Source organism: Funiculus sociatus GB2-C1 (genome assembly GCF_039962115.1).
Taxonomy (GTDB): domain Bacteria; phylum Cyanobacteriota; class Cyanobacteriia; order Cyanobacteriales; family FACHB-T130; genus Funiculus; species Funiculus sociatus.
Genome location: NZ_JAMPKJ010000011.1, coordinates 1 through 21,156, shown reverse-complemented (window position 1 = coordinate 21,156; position 21,156 = coordinate 1). Strand labels below are relative to the sequence as shown.

At 46.3% G+C, this 21,156-nt stretch carries 23 protein-coding genes, 1 tRNA gene, 1 pseudogene and 1 CRISPR repeat array; of the genes and pseudogenes, 5 read left to right on the top strand and 20 right to left on the bottom strand.

The annotated features are described in order from the left end of the window. Window positions 1–43: 43 nt before the first annotated feature. From NDI42_RS07820 to NDI42_RS07810, 3 genes are all read right to left on the bottom strand, one after another. Window positions 44–169 (bottom strand): hypothetical protein, encoded by a 126-nt coding sequence (locus NDI42_RS07820; protein ID WP_348231390.1) that lies wholly within the window; start codon window positions 167–169, stop codon window positions 44–46. 96 nt (window positions 170–265) lie between these two features. Next, a complete protein-coding gene (locus tag NDI42_RS07815; RefSeq protein ID WP_190456746.1) occupies window positions 266–568 on the bottom strand; it encodes a helix-turn-helix domain-containing protein in 303 nt (100 codons plus the stop codon). Beyond that, window positions 565–1,110, bottom strand: a complete 546-nt coding sequence (locus NDI42_RS07810; protein WP_190456745.1) for a hypothetical protein — start codon at window positions 1,108–1,110, stop codon at window positions 565–567. Before NDI42_RS07810 ends, NDI42_RS07815 begins: the two co-directional genes overlap by 4 nt. A 170-nt stretch (window positions 1,111–1,280) precedes the next feature. Between NDI42_RS07810 and NDI42_RS07805 the strand changes: the two genes are divergently transcribed. From NDI42_RS07805 to NDI42_RS07795, 3 genes are all read left to right on the top strand, one after another. Next, window positions 1,281–1,472, top strand: a complete 192-nt coding sequence (locus NDI42_RS07805) for a ribbon-helix-helix domain-containing protein (RefSeq protein ID WP_199311239.1) — start codon at window positions 1,281–1,283, stop codon at window positions 1,470–1,472. A gap of 37 nt (window positions 1,473–1,509) precedes the next feature. Continuing rightward, complete coding sequence (locus NDI42_RS07800; protein ID WP_190456743.1) at window positions 1,510–1,650, top strand: hypothetical protein; 141 nt, start codon at window positions 1,510–1,512, stop codon at window positions 1,648–1,650. Window positions 1,651–1,749: 99 nt separating this feature from the next. After that, window positions 1,750–1,947, top strand: a complete 198-nt coding sequence (locus tag NDI42_RS07795) for a hypothetical protein (RefSeq protein WP_190456742.1) — start codon at window positions 1,750–1,752, stop codon at window positions 1,945–1,947. On the opposite strand, the gene NDI42_RS07790 is transcribed toward NDI42_RS07795, so the two are convergent. The 11 genes and pseudogenes from NDI42_RS07790 to NDI42_RS07740 form a co-directional block, all read right to left on the bottom strand. Further along, entirely contained in the window at window positions 1,920–2,132 is a 213-nt protein-coding gene (locus tag NDI42_RS07790; protein ID WP_190456739.1) for a hypothetical protein, read from the bottom strand. The two genes, NDI42_RS07795 and NDI42_RS07790, sit on opposite strands and share 28 nt — an antisense overlap. Before the next feature lie 22 nt (window positions 2,133–2,154). Further along, window positions 2,155–2,526, bottom strand: a complete 372-nt coding sequence (locus NDI42_RS07785; protein WP_190456737.1) for a DUF1304 domain-containing protein — start codon at window positions 2,524–2,526, stop codon at window positions 2,155–2,157. A 162-nt stretch (window positions 2,527–2,688) separates the two neighbouring features. Beyond that, window positions 2,689–4,485 (bottom strand): hypothetical protein, encoded by a 1,797-nt coding sequence (locus tag NDI42_RS07780; protein ID WP_190456735.1) that lies wholly within the window; start codon window positions 4,483–4,485, stop codon window positions 2,689–2,691. 255 nt (window positions 4,486–4,740) lie between these two features. Continuing rightward, window positions 4,741–5,439: a M48 family metallopeptidase gene (locus NDI42_RS07775; protein ID WP_190456733.1), complete on the bottom strand. Its 699-nt coding sequence runs from the start codon at window positions 5,437–5,439 to the stop codon at window positions 4,741–4,743. Then, window positions 5,436–8,603: a type I restriction endonuclease subunit R gene (locus tag NDI42_RS07770; RefSeq protein ID WP_190456731.1), complete on the bottom strand. Its 3,168-nt coding sequence runs from the start codon at window positions 8,601–8,603 to the stop codon at window positions 5,436–5,438. The genes NDI42_RS07775 and NDI42_RS07770 overlap by 4 nt, the downstream gene beginning before the upstream one ends. A gap of 3 nt (window positions 8,604–8,606) precedes the next feature. After that, window positions 8,607–9,059 carry a type II toxin-antitoxin system VapC family toxin gene (locus NDI42_RS07765; protein WP_190456729.1) on the bottom strand — a complete coding sequence of 151 codons (453 nt, stop codon included), beginning with the start codon at window positions 9,057–9,059 and terminating at the stop codon, window positions 8,607–8,609. After that, the gene (locus tag NDI42_RS07760; RefSeq protein ID WP_190456727.1) at window positions 9,056–9,358 is read right to left on the bottom strand and encodes a FitA-like ribbon-helix-helix domain-containing protein; all 303 of its coding nucleotides are present in this window, start codon (window positions 9,356–9,358) and stop codon (window positions 9,056–9,058) included. The genes NDI42_RS07765 and NDI42_RS07760 overlap by 4 nt, the downstream gene beginning before the upstream one ends. Window positions 9,359–9,561: 203 nt before the next feature. After that, window positions 9,562–10,050 (bottom strand): annotated as a pseudogene (darG, locus tag NDI42_RS07755) (type II toxin-antitoxin system antitoxin DNA ADP-ribosyl glycohydrolase DarG); the annotation flags it as partial. After that, window positions 10,043–11,398, bottom strand: coding sequence for a restriction endonuclease subunit S (locus NDI42_RS07750; RefSeq protein WP_190456726.1), 1,356 nt, complete (start codon window positions 11,396–11,398; stop codon window positions 10,043–10,045). The pseudogene darG and the gene NDI42_RS07750, both read right to left, overlap by 8 nt. Continuing rightward, on the bottom strand, window positions 11,391–12,467 hold the full coding sequence (locus NDI42_RS07745) for a coiled-coil domain-containing protein (RefSeq protein WP_190456723.1): 1,077 nt from the start codon (window positions 12,465–12,467) through the stop codon (window positions 11,391–11,393). The genes NDI42_RS07750 and NDI42_RS07745 overlap by 8 nt, the downstream gene beginning before the upstream one ends. A gap of 81 nt (window positions 12,468–12,548) precedes the next feature. After that, window positions 12,549–12,824, bottom strand: coding sequence for a YARHG domain-containing protein (locus tag NDI42_RS07740; protein ID WP_190456721.1), 276 nt, complete (start codon window positions 12,822–12,824; stop codon window positions 12,549–12,551). Between the two features lie 21 nt (window positions 12,825–12,845). On the opposite strand from NDI42_RS07740, the gene NDI42_RS07735 reads away from it, so the two are divergent. Continuing rightward, the gene (locus NDI42_RS07735; RefSeq protein ID WP_190456720.1) at window positions 12,846–13,007 is read left to right on the top strand and encodes a hypothetical protein; all 162 of its coding nucleotides are present in this window, start codon (window positions 12,846–12,848) and stop codon (window positions 13,005–13,007) included. A gap of 26 nt (window positions 13,008–13,033) precedes the next feature. Here NDI42_RS07735 and NDI42_RS07730 read toward each other — a convergent pair whose 3' ends face one another. The 5 genes from NDI42_RS07730 to NDI42_RS07710 all read right to left on the bottom strand — a co-directional run bounded on the left by NDI42_RS07730 (window position 13,034) and on the right by NDI42_RS07710 (window position 17,484). Further along, window positions 13,034–13,804, bottom strand: coding sequence for a hypothetical protein (locus NDI42_RS07730; RefSeq protein ID WP_190456718.1), 771 nt, complete (start codon window positions 13,802–13,804; stop codon window positions 13,034–13,036). Between the two features lie 7 nt (window positions 13,805–13,811). Then, complete coding sequence (locus NDI42_RS07725) at window positions 13,812–14,177, bottom strand: hypothetical protein (RefSeq protein WP_190456716.1); 366 nt, start codon at window positions 14,175–14,177, stop codon at window positions 13,812–13,814. A 4-nt stretch (window positions 14,178–14,181) separates the two neighbouring features. Continuing rightward, window positions 14,182–15,309, bottom strand: a complete 1,128-nt coding sequence (locus tag NDI42_RS07720; protein ID WP_190456714.1) for a hypothetical protein — start codon at window positions 15,307–15,309, stop codon at window positions 14,182–14,184. A gap of 137 nt (window positions 15,310–15,446) precedes the next feature. Next, the gene (locus NDI42_RS07715; protein WP_190456876.1) at window positions 15,447–16,988 is read right to left on the bottom strand and encodes an N-6 DNA methylase; all 1,542 of its coding nucleotides are present in this window, start codon (window positions 16,986–16,988) and stop codon (window positions 15,447–15,449) included. 67 nt (window positions 16,989–17,055) lie between these two features. Then, window positions 17,056–17,484: a MerR family transcriptional regulator gene (locus NDI42_RS07710; RefSeq protein ID WP_190456712.1), complete on the bottom strand. Its 429-nt coding sequence runs from the start codon at window positions 17,482–17,484 to the stop codon at window positions 17,056–17,058. A 71-nt stretch (window positions 17,485–17,555) separates the two neighbouring features. Between NDI42_RS07710 and cas12k the strand changes: the two genes are divergently transcribed. Next, entirely contained in the window at window positions 17,556–19,469 is a 1,914-nt protein-coding gene (gene cas12k / locus NDI42_RS07705; protein ID WP_190456710.1) for a type V CRISPR-associated protein Cas12k, read from the top strand. A 456-nt stretch (window positions 19,470–19,925) separates the two neighbouring features. Beyond that, window positions 19,926–20,541: a CRISPR direct-repeat array (repeat unit 37 nt; unit sequence GTTTCAACGACCATCCCCACTAGGAGTGGGTTGAAAG). A gap of 274 nt (window positions 20,542–20,815) precedes the next feature. On the opposite strand, the gene NDI42_RS07700 is transcribed toward cas12k, so the two are convergent. Beyond that, window positions 20,816–20,887 (bottom strand) — tRNA-Val (locus NDI42_RS07700). Window positions 20,888–21,156 lie beyond the last annotated feature (269 nt).

Here is a 21,156-nt window from a genome sequence, read left to right as displayed (position 1 = left end):
ACTATTCCTTGGTGTACATAAGTCTTGCTGTTCCAGTCCTAGTTCAAAAATGATTGCGGTAGCCGCGTCGTTTGAGTGCAGCGTGGATAACTTCAATTTCTTGGGCGATACGCCGTCCTGAAGCCCTGCGGTTGTTGACTTTGCTCTGGTTCGCTTTGATTGTTCTCAAGCTTTGTAGATCGCTCTAAACAACTAAAGCTACCCTACTCATAGGATGGCTAGCGAGATAATTTCAAATGGGTATTTACATTAGGTGATGGGATTGTTAAGGGTTGTGCTTAGGACAGCACAGCGCCTTGAAGAGTTGTTCGGGAATGTCCTGATAATGCTCCAATAGGAAATCCATCAAAGCGAGATGGCGTAAATCGGCAGGTTGCGGACGGCGGTAGTTTTTACCCCTTCTAAACCAACGCTGAACGGTAGACATGGAACGAGAGCAGATGAAGGCGATCGCTTCGTGATTCACTTGCCATTTGGCGTAGAATTGCTGCGGTGTCATTCCCAGCTGGCAGTATCCGTAGAGGTCGATTAGGGTTTGCTCTTGTTCGGTGAGAGGACGGGGTTTCATGCAGCGTCCTCCAAGGGTTTGAGGTCGTTTTCCCAGGCGATATCGGCAACTGTAATAGCGGCGCTGGGGGAAAGTTTATCGAGCCAGATCAGGTAGCACCACGCCCAAGCGCAGTGGTGGGGAGCAAAGCTGTAAAATCTTCCAGTTGCAACACCCCAGTCTGTCTTGTCTCTGTCAGGAATCCAACGCAGTTTGTCGCCGTACAAGTAGCGAGGGGTCTGAACATTGGGGAAGTTTGCAGGCAGGTCAATGGATGGGGGCGTGAATGCTCGCTGAATTAAGCTGGGGGGTATGTTGGTGCTGCCGTGACGGATGGCGTTTAAGTATCCGGCGATCGCTTTTCCTTTTAGGTTCGCGGTAAAGTCTTGGATGAGGATGGCGGTTAGGCTTTCGAGTTCGAGTTGGGTTAGGTTCATCCACGCTGCATCGAAGTCAGCGTCGGAGTAGGTTTTTAGGCGGGTAAGAAGAGGCGCGATCGCAAAATCGTCTAAGGCTTGCTGATACAGACAGAGGCTGTCACTTCGATAGCTTGGTTTTACCATTGTTAGAGTCTCCTTTTATTGGGGAGCTAAAAGCCAGCGCTGGACTGTGGAAGGTTTGAGCGCTGGCTTTTGACTTTGTAGGACAGGATGAATGACACACAGAATAACACAATCATTATGTGTTTCTGTGTGTTTCTATTTATTGGAGAGGAAAACACACAGGAACGCCTATGATTTATGACATGGCGAAAGTGACTGTGACCCTCTATATGGATGAAGAAGACAAGGAAGCGCTGCAACAATTGGCAGACGCGGAGGAGCGCTCTTTATCTCAAATGGCGGTGTTAATTCTTAAAAGAGCAATTAGGCAAGCTCAGGAGGAAGGGAAAATTCTGCCGAGTCAGAGTAAGCGAGATAAATGAGGCGATCGCATCCAGCAGTTACAGCAGCAGATTGAGTGTGGCAAGCATTGCTGGAAAAGTTGGAAGGGAAGGAATGAGCGATCGCACTCATCAGGCAAAAGGCGATCGCATCCAGCAATTGCAGCAGCAGATTGAGGCGTGGCAAGCGTTGCTGGAGAAGTTGGGAGCGAATGAATGAGCGATCGCTTTTCCTCATCTTGCCAAGCGCGATCGCCCAAACAGCAATTACAGCAGCAGATTGAGACGTGGCAAGCGTTGCTGGAAAAGTTGGCAGGGAATGAATAAGCGATCCACTTTTCCTAATGCCAAGTCACCTTATCATCGGATGGAGTGGCAGTTTAAGCAAATACTGCGATGCTACGCTGACAACCCTAATGCTTTTAAAACCATTGGCAATAACTTACTGCACGATTCTACAATGCTTGCAGTCTGCGGCAAACTGTTAGATCATGAATCGTTTGAAGGCTTAACATAGCCTTTCAAATACTGCTTAAGATCACCAAGAAAGTTGTTAGCTTTTTCTTCTGAATCAAATTCAAAAGACAGTAGCACTTGATCATAGCTATCTTCTTCGGCTTTAGCGTGATACGCAGCTAGACCGTTTACCATAGCTATTATTTTAGGATTGCCGTAGGCAACCTGAAGTTTAACGGTTATCATCAACTTCTCCTTGATATCAACGTCACATCAAATAGTTCACATACCAAACAGCAACGAGAGCAACTAGACTAGGTAGCATTTGTAGGATGAGGGTTGTCCACCTTAACGTCACAGCACCAAATACTCCAGCGACAAAGACGCAGCTTAGAAAAAATAACTGAATAGTTACGGCATTAGTGCTTGTTAAAAGTCCCCAAATTAGACCTACTGCAATAAACCCGTTATACAAACCAGCATTAGCAACAATTGGCGCGGCTTTGTCTGCGTCAACTTGATTAAAACCAATTCGTTCATGCACCAGAGGATTTTTCCATAGAAATATCTCACTAATGCTGATTAGTGCATGAATCAAAGCGACTATAATCACAGACACTTGAGCGATCAATACTGGCATCTGTACTCCTCGTTGTTTAGAGATTGATTACTTTTCTTGTGGAAAAGCTTCAGTTTTTGATTAGCTAACGGAGCGGCTGCGAACAACCGTGAACTTGGCATCCGGATCTTTCAACAGTCTGTTCTAAGCAAATTGTTAGGCTGCTATTCAGCCGCAAGATAATTACTTGAGACAGGCAACATAGTAAGTTTTGCCATCAGGTGATTCCCCTATCAAAAATCCAGTCTGAAAGCCATTGTCTTTACAATAACGATGAGCAGCGGTCTGCGAATCAAACCAGTTCTTTTTAGTATCTTCGCCCGTCCCAGGTACAAAATCCGTTTTAATCACCACCTTTTCTTGATCAGCAATACTCTGGGCATTGTTAGCAATACTCTGGGCGGTATTGGCTCTGTTAACTGCATCATTAGCAGTAGCTTGAGCATTATTAGCTATAGCCTGAACAGTTCCAATTGTGTTGGAGAGATTAGTTTCTACAGTTTGGAGCGCTGAATTATCAGCCTTGCCAGATAGCTGCCCTTTCAAAGATTCAATTTCTGCTTTTAACGCCTCAAGTTCTTTCTGCATTTTGTTCTCTAAGTTAATCAGGTTGATGTTGCTGTTGATTGCGAATCCGATTCTAGTGACTGAACGCTCAATTGTTCGAGTCGTTTGTAGAAGCTTAGTCTCGGCTTTAAACTCACCACTAATAATCCGACTTAATTTAACCTTTTTAGGAATAATTTCTTCGCCTTCTTTTTCCCATTCAAAATTTGAGTGTTCCTGTAATAAGTTTTTGAGTTCAGATTTCATTTTATTTCTTGTCTCAGAGCTAAACTGATTGAAATCAGTTGCCTCTGACTCTTGTCGCATCGCCTTGAGAGTATCATCAGTAAAGTCAAAGCTTGCTGTGCCTTTGCTGGAAACACCAACGACCTTAAGTACATTAACGCCTGCTGCAAAGCTACCATCACCTTTTTTGTTTCTGTACGCTTTATCCAATTGCTCTAGTAGTGATTTGCGCTCGCTCCACTCGGTCCCACCTTTCATATCTTCTTCAGCTGCATCTATCAAGCTTTCAAATGCGCTAGTCATTGCCTTAGATGTAGATTCCCTTGCCTTTGTGATTACATTAGGTTTAAATGATCCATTGTTGATAAAAATGTCAGTGACACCAGGAGGCGGAAAACTATCAAAATCTTGTACTACAGACTTTGTTAGATTTTGAATAAACAATTCAAGAAGCTTGTTTTTGTCATCAAGAGTTAACTGTCTAGCATCTGGTTTCTCAGTAACAACTGTAATGTTAATCCGTCTTAAAATGCTTGAGAAGCTATTTGAAAGCTCATCGATAGTAAAATATTGATTTTCATTATCAATATTTTTTTCGGCATTTTTGTCATTAACAAAATTTTTCCAATCGACTTTTTTGAAGTCACTAGCACTAATTTCAATCATGTCAACAATTGTGCCTGCGGATGGAACAGTTAACTTCACATTGAAGTCTTCACGTTTTTCCTCTACCCGTTTTGCAAATTTCCCTGCTAACTCTTCATCAGAAAACTGAAAGCTAGCTGTATACTTTTCGCTTACTGAAATTGCGCTCAACCCAGCAGTCTTAGGATCAACAGAAGAAGCCACACCAAAAGATTCAGGCTCTATTTCAATTTGAGTTAGAGGAATTAAGCCAATTTGCGTACTTTTAAGCTCATTACTTCCAAGTCGTGCCCTTACCTCAGTCAAAACGACATCGTGTAGTTCTTCTGTGAAGCATTGAAAAAGGATTTCGACATTTTTTTCGTCAACTGTTACTGTTGGCTTCCCCTCTTCATTAGCCACCAAGGAAAACAGAGGAGTGTAGTAGAACATTTGCCCTGAAATATCACCTGATGCTTTTGCATCTTTGTAGATGTCAATTTTTCTGTTTTCGTAATTAGGGATAAATGCAAAAACCTCTGTAGCAATTGAGAAACCACTCATATTTATTTCCTCTTCAATTAGATTTGTTCTAACAACAGTTAGGAACTGTAGTTAAAGGAGCATACACATAAAGCTGCTCCACATCTAGACGCATCCAGAAATTGTTTCAAAACAGAATCCAGCATAACCTAACTTTTCGGCATACGCCTTGGCAGTCGGAAAAAGTCACAGAAAAGTCGTAAGAAAGTCAGATCCTTAGATCAGCCAGAACCAATCAGTGTGTCTACAAACTGACTCAGGGCTTTTCACCCATCCCTAAAGGTCATAACTTGCCCCATTTTGGGCTAACCACTGTTTACGATCGCACCAATCACTCACAACCCGCTCCACCCTATCCCAGAACCCAGTAGTATGGTGCGGTTCAATCAGATGCACCAACTCGTGAACCACCACATACTCAATCATGGTTCGCGGCAGCATCGCCACTCGCCAGTGAAAATATAAATCTCCTTTATGTCCGCATGAACCCCAACGGTAGCCTAACTCGCGTACCTGCACCGAACGGGGAGAAGCCCCAACACGATTGACAAAAGCGGCAATCTGTGCATCTAAAATCAGGCGTAGGCGATCGCAATACCATCGAATAAACTCTTCTCTCCCCCGTGCCTGTGCGTCGCGCTGCAATTCAAAGCGGCTTTGGTAGAGTCTCAGGGGTGGCTGTTGCTTCACACCATCCACCAACTTGAGGCGATAGCTGCGTCCCAGGTAATAAAACCCTTCTCCTGAAACGTATTCTTTGACAGTAGTGGGGGGATTGAGGGATTCTTTTTTGAGGAGTTTGCTGTAAATCCAGAGGCGTTTGTCCCGAACCACTTTCTCCAGCGTTTCCATCGGCACTTCTGGAGGAGATGCCAGGATTAATTGACCGTCCCGTTCGACGGTGATGCCGATGGTGCGACGTTTGGCACTGTGGCGCAGTTCAAAACTGAGGTCGCCAAAGGTGATGGTGGTCATGCCATCAAACTATCACGATTCTTGCGGGCAAGTTGCACCAGTTTATCCGCCACTTCTTCGAGTTGGTCGTAGTCCACTAAATCGTTAGTATCCAAGTAGTCGGCTATCCAGCGTCTCAAGTCTTCTTGGACAATGGGACTTGCCCAATTTACCCGCCGCACTTCTTGGCGGATGCGATCGACAATTTCTACAGTAGCTTGGGCGAGTTTGGGCAGTTCTATCTGTGAATGTTCGCCCAAGATGTTGAGGAAGGGAAGCTGAGTTTTCGGGTCGAGTCCCGTTTCATTGGTGGGGCGACCTGCTTGGATTTGTTCGATATACTGGCGTAACGCTTCAACTTTTTCGTCCCAGTTGTCGGCAAGAGAGTCAAGAATTTCTGTCAGTTTTTCGCTCAGGTTTTTGTAATAAACCGGGTCTTCATCATAGTGGATGCTGATGTGGTGACGGGCAGCGAATTCCATTTCTGCCGCTTGTGCTTTAATTGAGCGATGGCGCTGGACGTGGGTTTTGAAGTCCAAGGACAGGATATCAATCGGCGGTACTTTCGGGTCAATTCCTTGGGATTCAATGTATTGGTCAATTAATGCCCGAACTTTCTCTTTGGCGCTGACAAGGTTGAGTTTTTCATCCCGGTAAAGGTCAGCAACGGATTTTTTAATTAAACCGAGTTTCTTGGCATCTTTGACATAGGGCAAGGCTTCCGGGCGGGGGAGGATGGTGTCGAGGGTGTCGAGGAAATCTTTGAATGTGTCGTTGAATTCGACGCGCAGGCGTTCGTCTCGGAGTAAGTCTACACAGCTTTCTACGTCATCAATCATGCAGCCGTTTTGGGTGAATAAGGCAATCACTCGCTGGTGTTTGTCGCGCAGTTTGGGCAATTCTTGGCGAATATCAAACCAAGCATTTTCGATATCCACATTCTCGTAAACAGAGAGGGCAGCCGCGATATCAACACCGTAGTAATCGACGACTAGCCCATATTTCTTGGTATCGTCATAGACGCGGTTGACACGGGCAATGGCTTGCAGCAATTCATATTCTTTCATGCCCCGGTCTAAATATAAAACTTGCTCCAGTGGGGCATCAAAGCCTGTCAGGAGCATACTTTTCACCGTTAAAATCGCCAAACTATCTTGCTCTAACGGCTTTTTGAATCGCTCGATATGGGTTTCTTGTTGACTCTTATCTGTCCACTTTTTCCAGCTTGGGTCGTCGTTTTTGTCCGAGGAGATGACGGTGGCAAATTCTAAGCGGCGGATGGTGTCTAGGTGCGGGAAGGCTAAGGCGAGAAAGCCAGTTTCTGCATCCAGGGATTCTAAGGTTTCGGGGTTTAGACTTGCTAAGATGGCGGCGCGAGATTGGAGTTGTTGCACCAGTGCCTGTTGCGCTTCGGCAAATGCCTCCTGGTAGCGCACGGCGGCGAGACGGGTAGAGGCAACGACTTGAGCTTTGAAGCCTCCGGGTAGGATACGCTCGATATAGTGGCGCAGCATATTCCGGGCTTTGGCTTTAATCAGTTCCCGTGCTTCGGAGACTTGGGTTTTAGTAGCGTATTTGGCTTTAATTTGCGCCCGTTCTTCTGGGGTTTTATCCTGAAAGATGATTTCAAACAGTTGGTCGAGGTCATCGCCAGAAGTAACGGCACCTCTGGCTTCTAAGCCTTCGTAGAGGATAGGCAAGGTAACACCGTCTGCTTGGGATTGGCGGATGTTGTACTGGTCGATAAAGGAACCAAAGATGCGCCTAGTGTTTGTTTTGGCACTCGTTTCGATGGGAGTGCCAGTGAAGCCGATGCGGGCGCAGTTGGGTAAGGCTTCCAAGAGATTGGCATGGAGGGTGCTGGCGTGGGAACGGTGGGCTTCGTCAATTAGGACTAGGATATCTTCGGAAGGATTGAGGTTTTTCTTGATTGGCTCAATTTCTTCTTCTTCCTCGGAATCTTCGCCGCCTTTGAATTTCTGAATCATCCCGAAGACTAAGCCAGCACCGGGTTGTTTGAGGTACTCTTCTAGCTTTTTGACGTTTTTCGCTCTTTGTAAGGGTTCGCCTGTCAGGACGGCTGTATCGGAGAGTTGCTTTTCTAAGTCCGTGCGATCGGTAACGACGACTATCTTAAAGCGGCGCAAGGCGGGGATAGTGCGGATTTTCCGTATCAGGTACACCATTGTCAGGCTTTTGCCGGAACCTTGAGTATGCCAGATGATACCGCCGCGTTGGTCATCGGTGCCGTGTTGGGTGCGGGTTGGGTTGTGCAGGAGTCGCCCGATTGCTTCGTGGACTGCCCGATATTGTTGGTGACGGGGGACGAGTTTAATCGTGCGTCCGCCGCTGGTTTTGAACAAGGTGAAGTTTCGCAGGATGTCGAGGAGGTTTGCGGGGTGTAGCATCCCGGCAATGAGCATTTGGCGGGAGTTGAGTTCGGTAACGCCGAGTTCTGCGGCAATTTCGGCTTTGGGGCGGGGAGTGGTATCTTTCCACTCGACATAATGCTCGTAGTTTGCGCCGATGGTTCCTGCTGCTGCCCGTCCCGCAGAGGCGGCTATCATTAACTGGTTGTAGTGGAATAGCTTTTCTGCGCCTTCCGGTTGGCTGCTTCCCCGTTGGTTGGAATATTGCAACAAGTCGCGGATGGCTTCTGTGATGGGGTTATCGAGTTTAGGGCTTTTGCACTCGATGACGACGAGGGGGATGCCGTTGACGAGTAGCACGATGTCCGGGACGATAAACCCTCGGTTGCCTGTTGCCCAAGGGGGGTCTACTCGGTATTGATTGATGGCGAGGAAGCCGTTATTTTCAGGATGCTCGAAGTCGATGAAGTGGACGGTGTGCTGTTTGCCGTCTTGCCCTAAAACGGTGGTGCCTTTGAGGAGTAATTCTGTAGCCGCTTGATTGGCTTCCATCAGTCTTTGTGATGTCAGACGTTCTAGCTGACTCACAGCGGCATTCACTTGGGTATCATCGAGCCAAGGGTTGCCGTTGTCGTCGAGGTTGATGCGCTTGATGGCGGCTTTTAGGCGATCGCTAATTAGGACTTGCTTGAAGTTCTCGCGATCGGTAACTTGGGGGTCGTCCCAACTGCCTTCGATGTACTGCCAACCCATACTTACAAGTTGGTCAATGGTCGGCTTTTCAACGTAGATATATTCTGGCGTTGGTTGGGGCATCGGTTAGGGCAAGGGAGGAACAGAGAAGTCGGTAAACAAACGCACGTCATAGGGTGCGGTTGCTAAAGTATTCACCAACCTCTGGTCTAAAGTTAGCAAAGGAGAACTGACTCGGTGGGAAAGGGCGACATAAGAGGCATCGTAGGCAGAAATTCCGTAAGCGATCGCGATATTAACCGCTTCTTCCATCAACTCAGCCGTGGAAACAACTCGCAGCGATAAGGCTTTGAGTGTCGCTAAATTCGCTTGAACTTGGGTAGCCGTCAACTGCCCTGCACGAACATATCTCCAGAGGGTATTAGCAGACTCGATATAGAACAGATCGGGTATGTAAATTTCCTGAAGGGGATTGGCAAGATGGGCAAACAGTTGCTGTGCTTTGGTAGATAGCGGATCGGGAACAAATTGTTTGATGCACACACTGGCGTCAACGACGCATTTAATCGGGGTTGTCATCGGCTGTCTCTATCTTCTCGAATCAGGGCGGTGCTATCTAGCCATTCAATATCTGAAGGCAGTTCTTTTCGACGGCGTTCGATATCAGCAAGAATTTGTGGGGTTGCTTTTCGGCGTTCTTCCCAGGTGGGGTCAGTTTCAGGGGAAATGAGGAATTTTAGGGGAGGTTGAGGTTTTTGTAAGGCTTGTTTTAGCAGGCTGATGACTTGTTCGTTAAGGGGTTGATTATTTTGGGTGGCAAGTTGTTGAAGTTGTGCCATTAAGTCATCGGGTAGGTTGTCGATGGTGAGTGTTGCCATAATATGCCTCTTTGCGTTGCGTTAGGTCTATCTCACATCGTCTGGCGATTAGAAATCGCGGCTACACAAACAAAACCCGCCTGCGCGGGTTTAACCCTTGGAATTCCAGCGAGTCCGCGCAGGCGGACTTAGGTTGTATAGCCCCAGACTTCTAGTCTGAGGGACTATGCAAGATATGAGTCTATGGTAGTTTGACTCGCATTTTTCGGGTTAGAGGGTCTTTTTCTGTTTAGATGTGACTGAGAAGGCTCGAAAACAATTGCCTTTACCTCTGGCAGTTCGGCAAACGCTGATTCAATCAGGGGTTTGACTTCTAACCAATCTAATCCACCGTTACCGCATCCTAAAGCAGGGATAGCAATCGAAGTAATACCTAACCGCTGAACTTCTGCCACAAGTGCCTTGAGTCCACTCTGAATATCTTCGATTTTTGACTTTTCTCTCCAGTGGCGTTTGGTGGGAAAGTTGATAATGTATTTGGGATTGAATAACTTCCCTGTGGGAACGGTAAACATTTGCCCAGGCTGCACTTCCTTGGCATCGCAAGCCTTTTTATATTGCTGGAAGTTTTCAGGAAATGCCTGTTTAAACTGCAAGGCGATACCCTTACCCATAACGCCGACGCAATTAACGGCATTTACTAGGGCTTCAGCATCTTCTTCCAATAGGTTGCCTTGCTTAAGTTCAAGCATCTTTGACTCGCACTTTTCCAGTTAATAAGTCGTGCATCAGTCCTTGTTTCTGGAGTTTGAGCTTTTCGCAGTAGGCTTCTTCTGCATTGATTCTTTTTTCATTTGACTCAAGAATTTCAATAATTCTATGCTGCTCTGAAATAGGTGGTAGAGCAAGCTCAAAATTATAGATATCAGTTAAATTAATTCTAGGAAGAAGGCTAACAATACTTTTCATTATTCTTCCTTTTCCTTCAATTGAGTTCAAAATATGGACAACATACATAGGTAGGGCAATCGTTTCATTAATATCAATTTTTGCAATAGCAGCATTGCTGTTACAAATACCTAAATGACCATCATACAAAACTGCTTTTCCAAGAGCAGAACCAATCTTGCTGTATAAAATATTGCCTGGATATACCCATGATTTTTTTAGTAAGTTGTGAACTTTAAGAGAAATGAAAGTTAAGTTTTCTGTATTTAGATTTTCTTCTTCAACCATCTCTGACTTCAAAAAAGGGATACCTGAATTTAGGAATTGAATTAAGTTAGTCATTGAAAAACTCCCAAAATCACGGATTGGAGTTTTACATAAATGTTGCAACTTCTCACACTTCCAATCACTTGGAATTTGTCCCAGTGGTGAATCTTTGAACTGTTCAGGGTGCGCGATCGCATCCCTCAATTCCCCATTCTCATCTAACCCCCGTGTCAGCAAGTCGTGCAGCAGTCCAGCCTTCATCTGCTTGAACTTGGCGATGAGGGAGGAGGTATGTGCGATCGTCTCATCTATCGTGTTGAGAATCTCGGCAATTTTGCTTTGTTCTTCAATAGGTGGCTTGGGAACTACATTCGCGAGAATCCGATCTGGCGAAGTATGTCGCACTGTTGTACCTGTTGCATTGCTGATGATGTTGCGCCGCACCATGTCGCTATTCATCACAAGCAACAAAAAGCGCTTGTCCCACGTATTGGGTAGCTTTGGGACAATTTTCCCAATTCGTTGGTTATGTAAAACTCGAAACGGTAATTCTAGCAGGACAACTCGCCCCAAAATAAGTGTTCTGGGCGAGAGGTCAGTCATTACAATAAGGAGTTGTCCGTTTTCTAAGACAGTACCATCAGGAATTAACCCTCGATAATACTTGGTATTATTATCATCAAAATAAAGTCCCCCGTCTCTGTGGAAATTACCAGGAACTAAAAGTACGTCTCCGGGAGGTTCATCAGAAAAATATTCACCCTCGAAAGCGTAGCCATGAAGTATATTAATCTCATTTTTTAGAGAAACAATTTCCCAATCTTTTGGAATCTTCTCTACTGGCGAATCCTTAAGCTCCTCAGTCTTAACCAGAGTCTCACGCATACCCCAACCCACTTAAAAACTCACTCAACTGCTGACGCGCCGCATCCCGTTGAGCTTCAATATCCTGCAACGTCACCCGATACTTATCCCACCAATTCTCAACCGCCACAATTACCTGCTGACGGTGAGCCGAGACATATCGCTCCAATTCAGCCGTTAAGCCATCCTTGAAAATCGCCAACACCAACCCCTGACAGTCCTCATCCGTTAACGCCGCACGTTTAGCGTCCAAACGCTTCACCAATTCATTCTTGAGCGTCCTCAGTATCCCCTTCGCTTGAGCCAGTTGCTTTTTAATTTCCTTATAGGGTTCCAGTTGTTTCTCAATCTCGGCAATTTCCGCTTCCATCGGCTCAACCCTCGCCTCAAGTTCTGCGATTTTAGCCGCATTCAACAACGGCGAATTCTTCCTTAAATCCTTAATATCCTTCTTCGGCTCCTTAATCGAACCTTTCAGAGTCTTGAGCCTTGTCTCCAACTCCTTAGCAAAATTAACCGCCTCCGACTCCTCCTCGCTGGCTTCTCCCTCTTCCGCCTCCGCCTCTTCCCCCCGTTCAAAGGCTTCCTTTTGCTGCTCTAACTGGGCAATTCTCGCCTCAGCATCAGCAATTTCCTCCAGATAGTCCGGCATCAACCGCACCACCAGCTTATGATTGAGCGGGTCGAACTTCGTCTGATTCTTCTGCGTCTCATCATCTTGCTCTAGAGCATCCCGAATCGTATCCACCCAACTATCCACCAACCCGCCAAAATCCGATTCTGAGAGCGTTCTGAGTTCATACTTCACCTCATCCCACCAACTCGCCACCACTCCCGCCACCTTGAAGCGGTCAAGTAAACCGACAGGTTCGAGGCTATCAACAAACGAAGTCAAAAACTCCGCCCTCAGTTCCATCACCTTCTTCGTCTTCGGCAACTCCCCCAAACCTGGCGCGTGCAACTGCCACCAAGCCGAAAAGACGCCGTAGAGCTTCGCTTCAGTCGCTTGAACTCCGACATCAGATTCGATAAAGGCTTTGATTTGAGAGCGCTCCGTAACACTAGGAGCAAAATCCAAGTAATCGGTCATTCACACTTGAGTAACTTTCATCCGTTATGACACAATAGCCGACTTTGCTCAAGCTACTGCTGCACCCTTGTTGAACGTCCATCAAAAGTACCTTTGTCCAGTCCGCTCCTGATACCGGAGAATCGTATCAACGTTGTGCCGCTCGATGGGTGTCAGCAAACGCGCTGGGAATTGCTCAGGGTTATAACGTGGCGTGTACCAGGGTTGGCTGTTGAAATAATCCTGCAAGGTTGAATTTACAAATCGCCGTCCGTGACGAGCAAAAACTGCGTTGCGTAACAAATCGAGGGACAAAGCGTTACGACCATCTAACTCCGCCTCTGTGATTCGCCTTTGAGAAAGCCAGCCATAGCCCAAATTCCCCTATGGATTGGCATTGTGGCATATCGGGGAATTGGCTTGCCCGGCGGCTACACCTTGGGGATTGTATTAGGATTTGGCGGCGTTGGGCTATGGTGGGGATTGGCGATCAGTCTTACTGTGGCAGCAGGTGTTCTGACGTGGCGATTTAGCAAAGCGATATTGCAGAGTGGAAGATAATTCAGCAATTGCACTCACTCATCTTTCTAAGTGTCAGAAGCCTCGTATAGTTGCTTCAGGTGATTGGGTAAATCTATCATCTCTTTGGGTTCATCAACTGGAGGAGTTGGAAGACCACTTAGTTCGCATAAATCTCTAATCTTCCTAACGAGTATCTGAATTAAAGTGCCATTTTTACCTAGCTCAAAAATATCATCTTTATCTAGGACAACAATTAATTTCTGGGTCTTAGCATGAAAAAGCACTTGACGAAGCCGACAATCTCTGATGATTCGCTGTCTAGAGCTTCCTCTTTCAGGGAATCCAGCTGCTCCCTTCAGTGTGAAGAACACTCCAAGGCCAACTATGCTTGAGAGATTTAGCTCCATGATGCTGCACAGTCGCGCAAACTGTTTGTCCGGCAATCGTTGCTTTGTGGCTTTTGCCTCGACTACTATACCTCTCTGGTTTTCTTTAAGATAGAGCAGATTACAAACATGTAACCAAGCTGGTTGGTCTCCACTAACTAGAAGATCATATTGAGGGCCTGCTGACTGAAAGCTCTTTAAACTTGTGACTCCCTTGAATCCCTGAAAGGCCAGAAAGGCAACTTGTTCTAGCAGCTCACCGCCTTTTTTACTTTCCGAAAGTGTAGGACTTTCCAGTTGTGTGAACTCCCTGAGCTGATCGAGATAATCTGAAAGTCTTCTGTCTGCAATGTACAAATAAGTTGCTAGCTTATCTGATGCCGGATCATTTTTGTCAAGAAGTGCTAGAGCATCGATAACGGATTGAACGAGTTCCTCTTGACTAGGCATGGTTCAACTAAACAAATTCGATTGGCTGAGTGGACTGTGCCATGACATCAAAAGACAACTCATTGTAATCTTCGATTATCTTTTCACACAAAGGACAAACCCACGGTAAATCAGGAAAGCCTTTGCCGTATGGAATTGCCCCTGCTGGCACTTCCGGATCGCATCTGTGATAAATGAGAAGTTTATTTTCGCAAAGCCCTTCTGTTTCAAGAACAGTTAAGATTGCAAGCGCGTCAGCGTATTTCAACCCCAAAAGAACAGCAAGCTGATGTGGCATGGCTTGTGTACCCTGCTTCCTGAAGTGCCTACTAAGTTCAGCCTTCTGTTCGCTAGACAGGAAGTCTAACCGTCCTTTACAAATGAAGCTGGGCATTGCCTTAGCCTGGGAGTCCAAGTTCCCTGAGGAGAAATTTGAGTACACCCGTACTACCTCCATAGTATCTTGAATGGCACTTTAGGTGCTGAAGAGAATCTTGAGTAGAATCCTGCTTAAGTCCAAAGTAACAGTGTGCTTTGAAGAGATTCTCTAATTCAGCCTTATTGTCTGCATCTTGAGAGCTAGCTTCGCTCGAATCGGGTTTCCTGTCCAGGCTAAATTCATATGACTTAGTACCCCACTCTTTTATGAGAGTACGCAAGAGAGCATTTTCGACATGGGTTATTTGCTCACAATTATCTGAAAGTCCCAGCCTTTCTGAGGCCGACTCAGCTAATTTTCGTGCTAGTGCCTTTAATCCCTTTACATTAACTTCAGTCACTCCAGAACTACGAGCGTTCAAAGCCACTCCGTCTGCTTCTGCCCTAATTAGCAAGTGCTGCCATATGTAATGGAAATCTTCTAGATATTTGTTCCACATCTCATGTAGAACTAATCGATGAAGATTGGGATGAACCCAATAACCTTGCAAGTGCTCGGTCAGTTCATCAAAGAGTTTGGGAATATGAATATCACGCCAGAAGGGAAACTGCACTGCTTGATCTGTGTGAGCTTCGGTTATTTCGGTGAATGTAAATCCCTCCCAATGTAGAGCAACGTAATTATGACGGACTTCAGCGATGACAGGCCACCGAATATAGCGTTTGTCTACTTCGCTAGCTTCACCACTTCCCCTACGAACGTAGTCAGGGATTTTAGAGATGTGAATGTACCATTTCCGAGGAGTAGTAGAGTCTGTAATTGGGCCATACCAACCCTGTTTCCCAAATTCCCTAAGTAATTGAGCAGGAGATTTGAGATTGGGTGTTTTTTCACATTGTCCTTGCTTTAGGCTCAACCACATCCTTGGTTGTTTTACATACTCAAGCAGAACTTGGTTCGATGTAAGTTGACCTTGTTCAAGAGCATGAGCGACACGCAAGGCAAGGTCTTGCTTCTTTTCCTTACTTGATGCTGACGGAGCCAGCTTTCGTAGAGTTACAACATTGAATTCTGGGCTGGAAAGGAATTGGATACAGAAGTCGATGCCTGAAGGAAAGCCATTATCCACGAAGGCATTAGGACTCATAAGATTTCTTGCTAGTTTGTCCCAGGGGTGGTATTTGAAGGCTATGTAGGTTTTGGTAGGTAGTACCCGCCCTATTAATCATAGAAAGCTAAAACCACAGGCCGTAAAACTTGAGAAGGATGATTGCCTTCAATGGCTCAAGTCACCTTCAGTTCCACTAAAATCCTAGTTGGGTTAAACCCATGCGCCTCTAACAAAGGACTCTTCGCCTCTACCTCAGCTTTCGGAATCCCCCCCAACAAATGCGCCCTCACATCCTGGGGTTCCGGAGGTGGTGCATTATCGGCGTAGCGACGGATATTGCAGTTGTAATCATTCTCTGCCAATTCCTCCTTACTCACCACCGCCGAATAACCATTGAAAGACTCAAACCGTTCAAACACAAACGCTATCTTTTCAATATGCTCAGGACGCAGATAATTCTGAGCGCGACCCCCATAATACTCTGCATCCGCATTAATAAACAACACCTGCCCCCGACGTTCCACAGGTTTCGCCCCCTTGGAACGCATCACCAAAATACAGGCAGGAATCCCCGTCCCATAAAACAAATTCGGCGGCAACCCAATCACCGCTTCCAGGATGTCATTTTCAATAAAACTCTCACGAATCTTCTTCTCCTCACCGCCACGAAACAACACCCCATGCGGCATCACTGTCGCCATCATCCCATCCGTCTTGAGAACAGACAGCATATGCTGGGCAAACATCAAATCTGCCTTCTTCCCCGTCTCCGGACACCATCCATACATAAACCGCCCTGGAAACTGCATTCCTTCACGGGTATAGTTTTGGGAGAAAGGCGGATTACTAATTACCCGGTCAAAGCGCATTAGTTCCCCGCCTTCGACGTGTAAGGGATTGAACAGCGTATCGTCATTATGAATATCCGCATCCCGAATCCCATGCAAGAGCATATTAATTTTGCAAATTGCCCACACCCCGCCATTATTATCCTGACCGTACAGCGCCAGATTTCTGGCATCCCCGCCGCACTCTTCCACATACTGCTTCGACTGAATCAGCATCCCCCCAGAACCACAACAGGGGTCATAAACCGACATCCCTTGTTGAGGTTTCAACAGCCGCACCATCAACTGCACCACCTCACGCGGCGTATAAAACTCGCCGCCCTTCTTCCCCGCAGAATCGGCAAATTCAGCAATCAGGTACTCATAAGCCGCACCCAACAAGTCAGGAAACACAAAATCCTCATTTTGCAGCCGATACCTGCTGAAGTGCTTAATCAGTTCCCGCAGCTTCACATCAGGAATGCGACTTCTTCCCGCCTGACGATTGAAATCAATGTGAGTCAATACACCCGCCAGAGCTTGGTTACTATCTCCAAGTGTGCCCAAAGCCTTATTCAGCCCATCCGCAACATTTTGATGCAGCTCATCGCGAATATACGCCCACCGCGCCTTCTCTGGTACAAAAAACGCCTCTCGGTAACTAATGGGGTTTTCTGCCCTCTGCTTCGCCTCTTCCGGTGTGCGTCCCCGTTTCAGATTATCCTGCACAATCTGCTCGTAGCGCTGCTCGAACACATCCGAAGCGCGTTTGAGAAACAGCATCCCAAAGATATACTCTTTGAAATCCGAAGCGTCCATCTTCCCCCGCAGGATATCAGCAGCAGCAAAAAGGTGACGTTCAAGTTGTGGTAATGTCAGTTTGCCCATAGATAATGTATGCTTTTCCTCAAAATTTCCTGGGACGCGATGCTTTATCACCATAAACGCGATCGCTCTACTCAGCTAACCTCTTCGCTACCCGCTGATGAATCCGATCCAGCCACACAGGAATCACAAGCTCACCTTCTTTTATTAATGCGATCGCAACATAAAGCTCGAACTCCACCAGTTCAAGTGATCGCTCATTAGCATTCCAGCACAACATAAACCTGCTTTGCCTTTCCGGGTTCGTAAACTCTGGTTCGTTCTCCTTAAGTTTTTTTAGGGTTGTTGCTGCTGCCTCAAAACTCAACCCCACGGACAGACAATACTCCATCGCCGCCAACTCCACCAAATCCGAACGCGAGTAATAAACACTCCGTCCCGTACCCGTGGCGCTAATTGCAGGTACAACTACCCCCTTCTCTCGCCAATACTGCAACTGGCGAAGCGTACAACCTGTAATTTCAGCCGCTTGTTTGCTGGTAAAAAACGCCTCCTGCATTCCATGATTCTATACACAGCTTTTTATTAGACATTTGCGTTATTATTAAAACACGGATGTTTTAAGACCTCATGAGTCAGATAACGATTCAGTGTCGTTTAGTTACCAGTGAAACTACTCGCCGCCAACTCTGGGAGTTGATGGCACAGAAAAATACGCCCCTGGTTAACCAATTGCTGGAACAGGTAAGCAATCATCCTGACTTTGAGGCGTGGCGACAAAAAGGCAAGCTGCAAGCTGGTATTGTTAAGCAACTGTGCAACCCGCTCAAAACTGACCCTCGATTTATCGGTCAGCCGGGGCGGTTTTACACCAGTGCGATCGCATTAGTGGACTATATTTACCGATCCTGGCTGGCGCTAATGAAGCGATCGCAATACCAACTGGAAGGAAAAACTCGCTGGCTAGAAATGCTCAAGAGCGATACCGGCCTGTTAGAAACTAGCGGTGTTACTTTAGATACTCTCCGCAGCAAAGCCGCCGAAATTCTGACTCAATTCGCTCCTCAGTCCGACACTGTTGACCCGGAATCACCAAAAAGCAAGCAAGGCAAGAAAACTAAAAAAACTAAAACCGCACAAAGCCGTAGCCTTTCTCAAAGCCTATTCGATGCTTACCGCAATACAGAAGACATCTTAAGTCGGTGTGCGATCGCCTACCTCCTCAAAAACGGCTGCAAAGTCAGCAATCGAGAAGAAAACCCAGAAAAATTTGCTAAACGCCGTCGCCAAGTTGAAATTCGGATTGAACGTTTAGAGGCACAGCTAAGCGCTAAAGTCCCCAAAGGTCGGGATTTGACCGATGCTAATTGGTTAGAAACATTAGAGATCGCCACCAGCACTGTCCCTGAAGATGAAGCACAAGCGAAGTCCTGGCAAAACCATCTCCTGAAAAAATCTTCTGCTGTGCCATTTCCTGTAACCTACGAAACCAGCGAGGACATCACTTGGCTCAAAAACTCCCAAGGTCGTCTGTGCATAAAATTCAACGGTTTGGGCGAGCATACCTTTCAAATATATTGCGATCGACAACAACTACACTGGTTCCAACGTTTCCTAGAAGACCAAAAAATCAAGCACGACAGCAAAAATCAGCACTCCAGTAGCTTATTTACTCTCCGTAGTGGCAAACTTGCTTGGCAAGAGGGAGAGGGCAAAGGCGACCCCTGGAACATTCACCACCTAATCCTCTATTGTTCTGTTGATACCCGTTTGTGGACGGCTGAAGGCACAGAACAGGTGCGGCAAGAGAAAGCTGCTGAAATTACCAAGGTCCTTACCAAAACCAAAGAAAAAGGCGACCTAAACGAGCAACAAGAAGCTTTTATCAAGCGTAAGAATTCCACACTCGCCCGAATTAATAACCCCTTCCCTCGTCCCAGTCAACCTTTATATCAGGGTCAACCTCACCTACTGGTTGGTGTCAGCTTGGGTCTGGAAAAGCCTGCAACCGTAGCCGTAGTGGATGCTCTAGCAGGAAAAGCTATCACCTACCGAAGCATTCGCCAGCTACTCGGTGAAAATTACCAACTACTCAACCGACAGCGGCAACAAAAACAAGTCTTATCTCATCAACGCCGCAATGCCCAAAGAATTGCTGCTTTCAATCAATTCGGAGAATCTGAGTTGGGGCAGTATATTGACAGATTGTTGGCTAAAGCAATTGTGGCGATCGCGCAAACTTACCACGCAGGCAGTATTGTTCTACCTAAATTAGACAATACGCGGGAAATGGTTCAAAGCGAAATTCAAGCCAAAGCCGAACAAAAATGCCCAGAATATTTGGAAGGTCAGCAAAAATATGCCAAACAATACCGCACTAGCGTCCATCAATGGAGCTATGGCAGATTAATTGAGTGCATTCATAATCAAGCCGCAAAGATTGGAATTGCGATCGAGTCAGCACAACAGCCAATTCGAGGCAGTCCCCAGGACAAGGCAAAAGAATTAGCGATCGCTGCCTATCATGCCCGCCGCAATGTTTGATTGACAACCCCACCCGAACCTTGATAATAGAATAGAGCAATAGCGCCGCAGCTCATGCTTTCATTAGCCGCTGAGTTGTGAAAAATTTGGGTTAGTTTGACTATTGAAAGATAGTCTTGCTTTCTGACCCTGGTAGCTGCCCACCCCGAAGCTGCTATCCCTTGAGGATAGGAATCAGGTGCGCTCCCAGTAATAAGGGTGTGGGTTTACCGCAGTGGTGGCTATCGAATCACCTCCGAGCAAGGAGGAATCCACTTTAATTCTTTTTTTGACGGGTCAAAGCGGGTGCAAAAATCCCAGTGAGCCGTCAAAAGCTTAAAAACCTTGTCTAGTATTGACTTCAGGAATTTCGGCAACCAACAATTTTCTATTTTTAGGGAGATTGAGCAGGAATTTTCGGGAGCCGTCAAAAATGCTCCCAAAAGGCAGCACGGATAAGGAGTCTAGGTGGGAAGAGTTTCAACGACCATCCCCACTAGGAGTGGGTTGAAAGAATTTTCCTTAACAGGCTTTATTCTTCTGGCGTTGCCGGTTTCAACGACCATCCCCACTAGGAGTGGGTTGAAAGTTCTGCATTTCCTCAAAGGTGTTTTCCAAGGTTTTAAAGTTTCAACGACCATCCCCACTAGGAGTGGGTTGAAAGGAAGGTTAGCCAGACCGAGACAGGGACTCCGGTTTGGGTTTCAACGACCATCCCCACTAGGGGTGGGTTGAAAGTATGTCTCCTACCGCAATGGCAACAAACAGAAAGTTCAACGACCATCCCCACTAGGGGTGGGTTGAAAGATATTAAGCCAGTCAAGATGCTGAAGTTATTTGCGTTTCAACGACCATCCCCGCTAGGGGTGGGTTGAAAGCGCCATCCCCTGAATAAGGAGAGTCCCATGAATCGTTTCAACGACCATCCCCACTAGGGGTGGGTTGAAAGGTCAGTTACGAGCGATAGCAACATTGAAGTTCGTTTTCGTTTCAACGACCATCCCCACTAGGGGTGGGTTGAAAGTATGATGAATCGCGAATCGCCGCCCCTGGTGGGTTTCAACGACCATCCCCACTAGGGGTGGGTTGAAAGCTCCCTTCCATGTCTGAGGCTCAAAATTTTAGGGTGGATTGAAAGGCGCACATCCCTCACACTATCTAGATAGATAGTTCCTGCAACAATGACATTAATTTGTCACTGCTACTTCAGGAACCTTTATGTGTCTCAACGACACATAATTCGTCACCACGACAGCAATCTGGTAGCAATGGCAATTAATCAGTCATCGTACAACAGTGACACTAATTTGTTATCAGTGACACTAATTTGTTATCAGTGACAAATAATTTGTTAATGTACAAATATATGGGCGATACTGGATTTGAACCAGTGACCCCATCCGTGTGAAGGATGTGCGCTACCACTGTGCTAATCGCCCGATCTTTCCAAGTATATCACAGGCATTCACAGCCAACAACCATTATTAATTTTGAAGTCTCTGAGCAATGTTCAATTAACCTAGTTTTCATGGGGTATATGAACATCAAGGAGAAGCAATGCCTGAAAATAGTGGAATAAATATTAATAGTGGTGATATAGCGTTTCCTAGTCTGCTGAGGTACAGTAACAGCAGTGTGTAAACCAATTTTGGATGTCCTTCAAGGAGAGCTTATTAAATGCTTCCTCTATGGCTTTGGCTAAGTCAGG

What these genes read in the sequence shown, in the direction of transcription:
- NDI42_RS07720 (WP_190456714.1), bottom strand. Translation starts at nt 15,309, where the DNA reads ATGAGTCCTAATGCCTTCGTGGATAATGGCTTTCCTTCAGGCATCGAC.
- NDI42_RS07725 (WP_190456716.1), bottom strand. Translation starts at nt 14,177, where the DNA reads ATGCCCAGCTTCATTTGTAAAGGACGGTTAGACTTCCTGTCTAGCGAA.
- NDI42_RS07750 (WP_190456726.1), bottom strand. Translation starts at nt 11,398, where the DNA reads ATGCGTGAGACTCTGGTTAAGACTGAGGAGCTTAAGGATTCGCCAGTA.
- NDI42_RS07780 (WP_190456735.1), bottom strand. Translation starts at nt 4,485, where the DNA reads ATGAGTGGTTTCTCAATTGCTACAGAGGTTTTTGCATTTATCCCTAAT.
- NDI42_RS07745 (WP_190456723.1), bottom strand. Translation starts at nt 12,467, where the DNA reads ATGACCGATTACTTGGATTTTGCTCCTAGTGTTACGGAGCGCTCTCAA.
- NDI42_RS07805 (WP_199311239.1), top strand. Translation starts at nt 1,281, where the DNA reads ATGATTTATGACATGGCGAAAGTGACTGTGACCCTCTATATGGATGAA.
- NDI42_RS07760 (WP_190456727.1), bottom strand. Translation starts at nt 9,358, where the DNA reads ATGGCAACACTCACCATCGACAACCTACCCGATGACTTAATGGCACAA.
- cas12k (WP_190456710.1), top strand. Translation starts at nt 17,556, where the DNA reads ATGAGTCAGATAACGATTCAGTGTCGTTTAGTTACCAGTGAAACTACT.
- NDI42_RS07710 (WP_190456712.1), bottom strand. Translation starts at nt 17,484, where the DNA reads ATGCAGGAGGCGTTTTTTACCAGCAAACAAGCGGCTGAAATTACAGGT.
- NDI42_RS07815 (WP_190456746.1), bottom strand. Translation starts at nt 568, where the DNA reads ATGAAACCCCGTCCTCTCACCGAACAAGAGCAAACCCTAATCGACCTC.
- NDI42_RS07770 (WP_190456731.1), bottom strand. Translation starts at nt 8,603, where the DNA reads ATGCCCCAACCAACGCCAGAATATATCTACGTTGAAAAGCCGACCATT.
- NDI42_RS07730 (WP_190456718.1), bottom strand. Translation starts at nt 13,804, where the DNA reads ATGCCTAGTCAAGAGGAACTCGTTCAATCCGTTATCGATGCTCTAGCA.
- NDI42_RS07715 (WP_190456876.1), bottom strand. Translation starts at nt 16,988, where the DNA reads ATGGGCAAACTGACATTACCACAACTTGAACGTCACCTTTTTGCTGCT.
- NDI42_RS07790 (WP_190456739.1), bottom strand. Translation starts at nt 2,132, where the DNA reads ATGATAACCGTTAAACTTCAGGTTGCCTACGGCAATCCTAAAATAATA.
- NDI42_RS07795 (WP_190456742.1), top strand. Translation starts at nt 1,750, where the DNA reads ATGAATAAGCGATCCACTTTTCCTAATGCCAAGTCACCTTATCATCGG.
- NDI42_RS07775 (WP_190456733.1), bottom strand. Translation starts at nt 5,439, where the DNA reads ATGACCACCATCACCTTTGGCGACCTCAGTTTTGAACTGCGCCACAGT.
- NDI42_RS07785 (WP_190456737.1), bottom strand. Translation starts at nt 2,526, where the DNA reads ATGCCAGTATTGATCGCTCAAGTGTCTGTGATTATAGTCGCTTTGATT.
- NDI42_RS07810 (WP_190456745.1), bottom strand. Translation starts at nt 1,110, where the DNA reads ATGGTAAAACCAAGCTATCGAAGTGACAGCCTCTGTCTGTATCAGCAA.
- NDI42_RS07765 (WP_190456729.1), bottom strand. Translation starts at nt 9,059, where the DNA reads ATGACAACCCCGATTAAATGCGTCGTTGACGCCAGTGTGTGCATCAAA.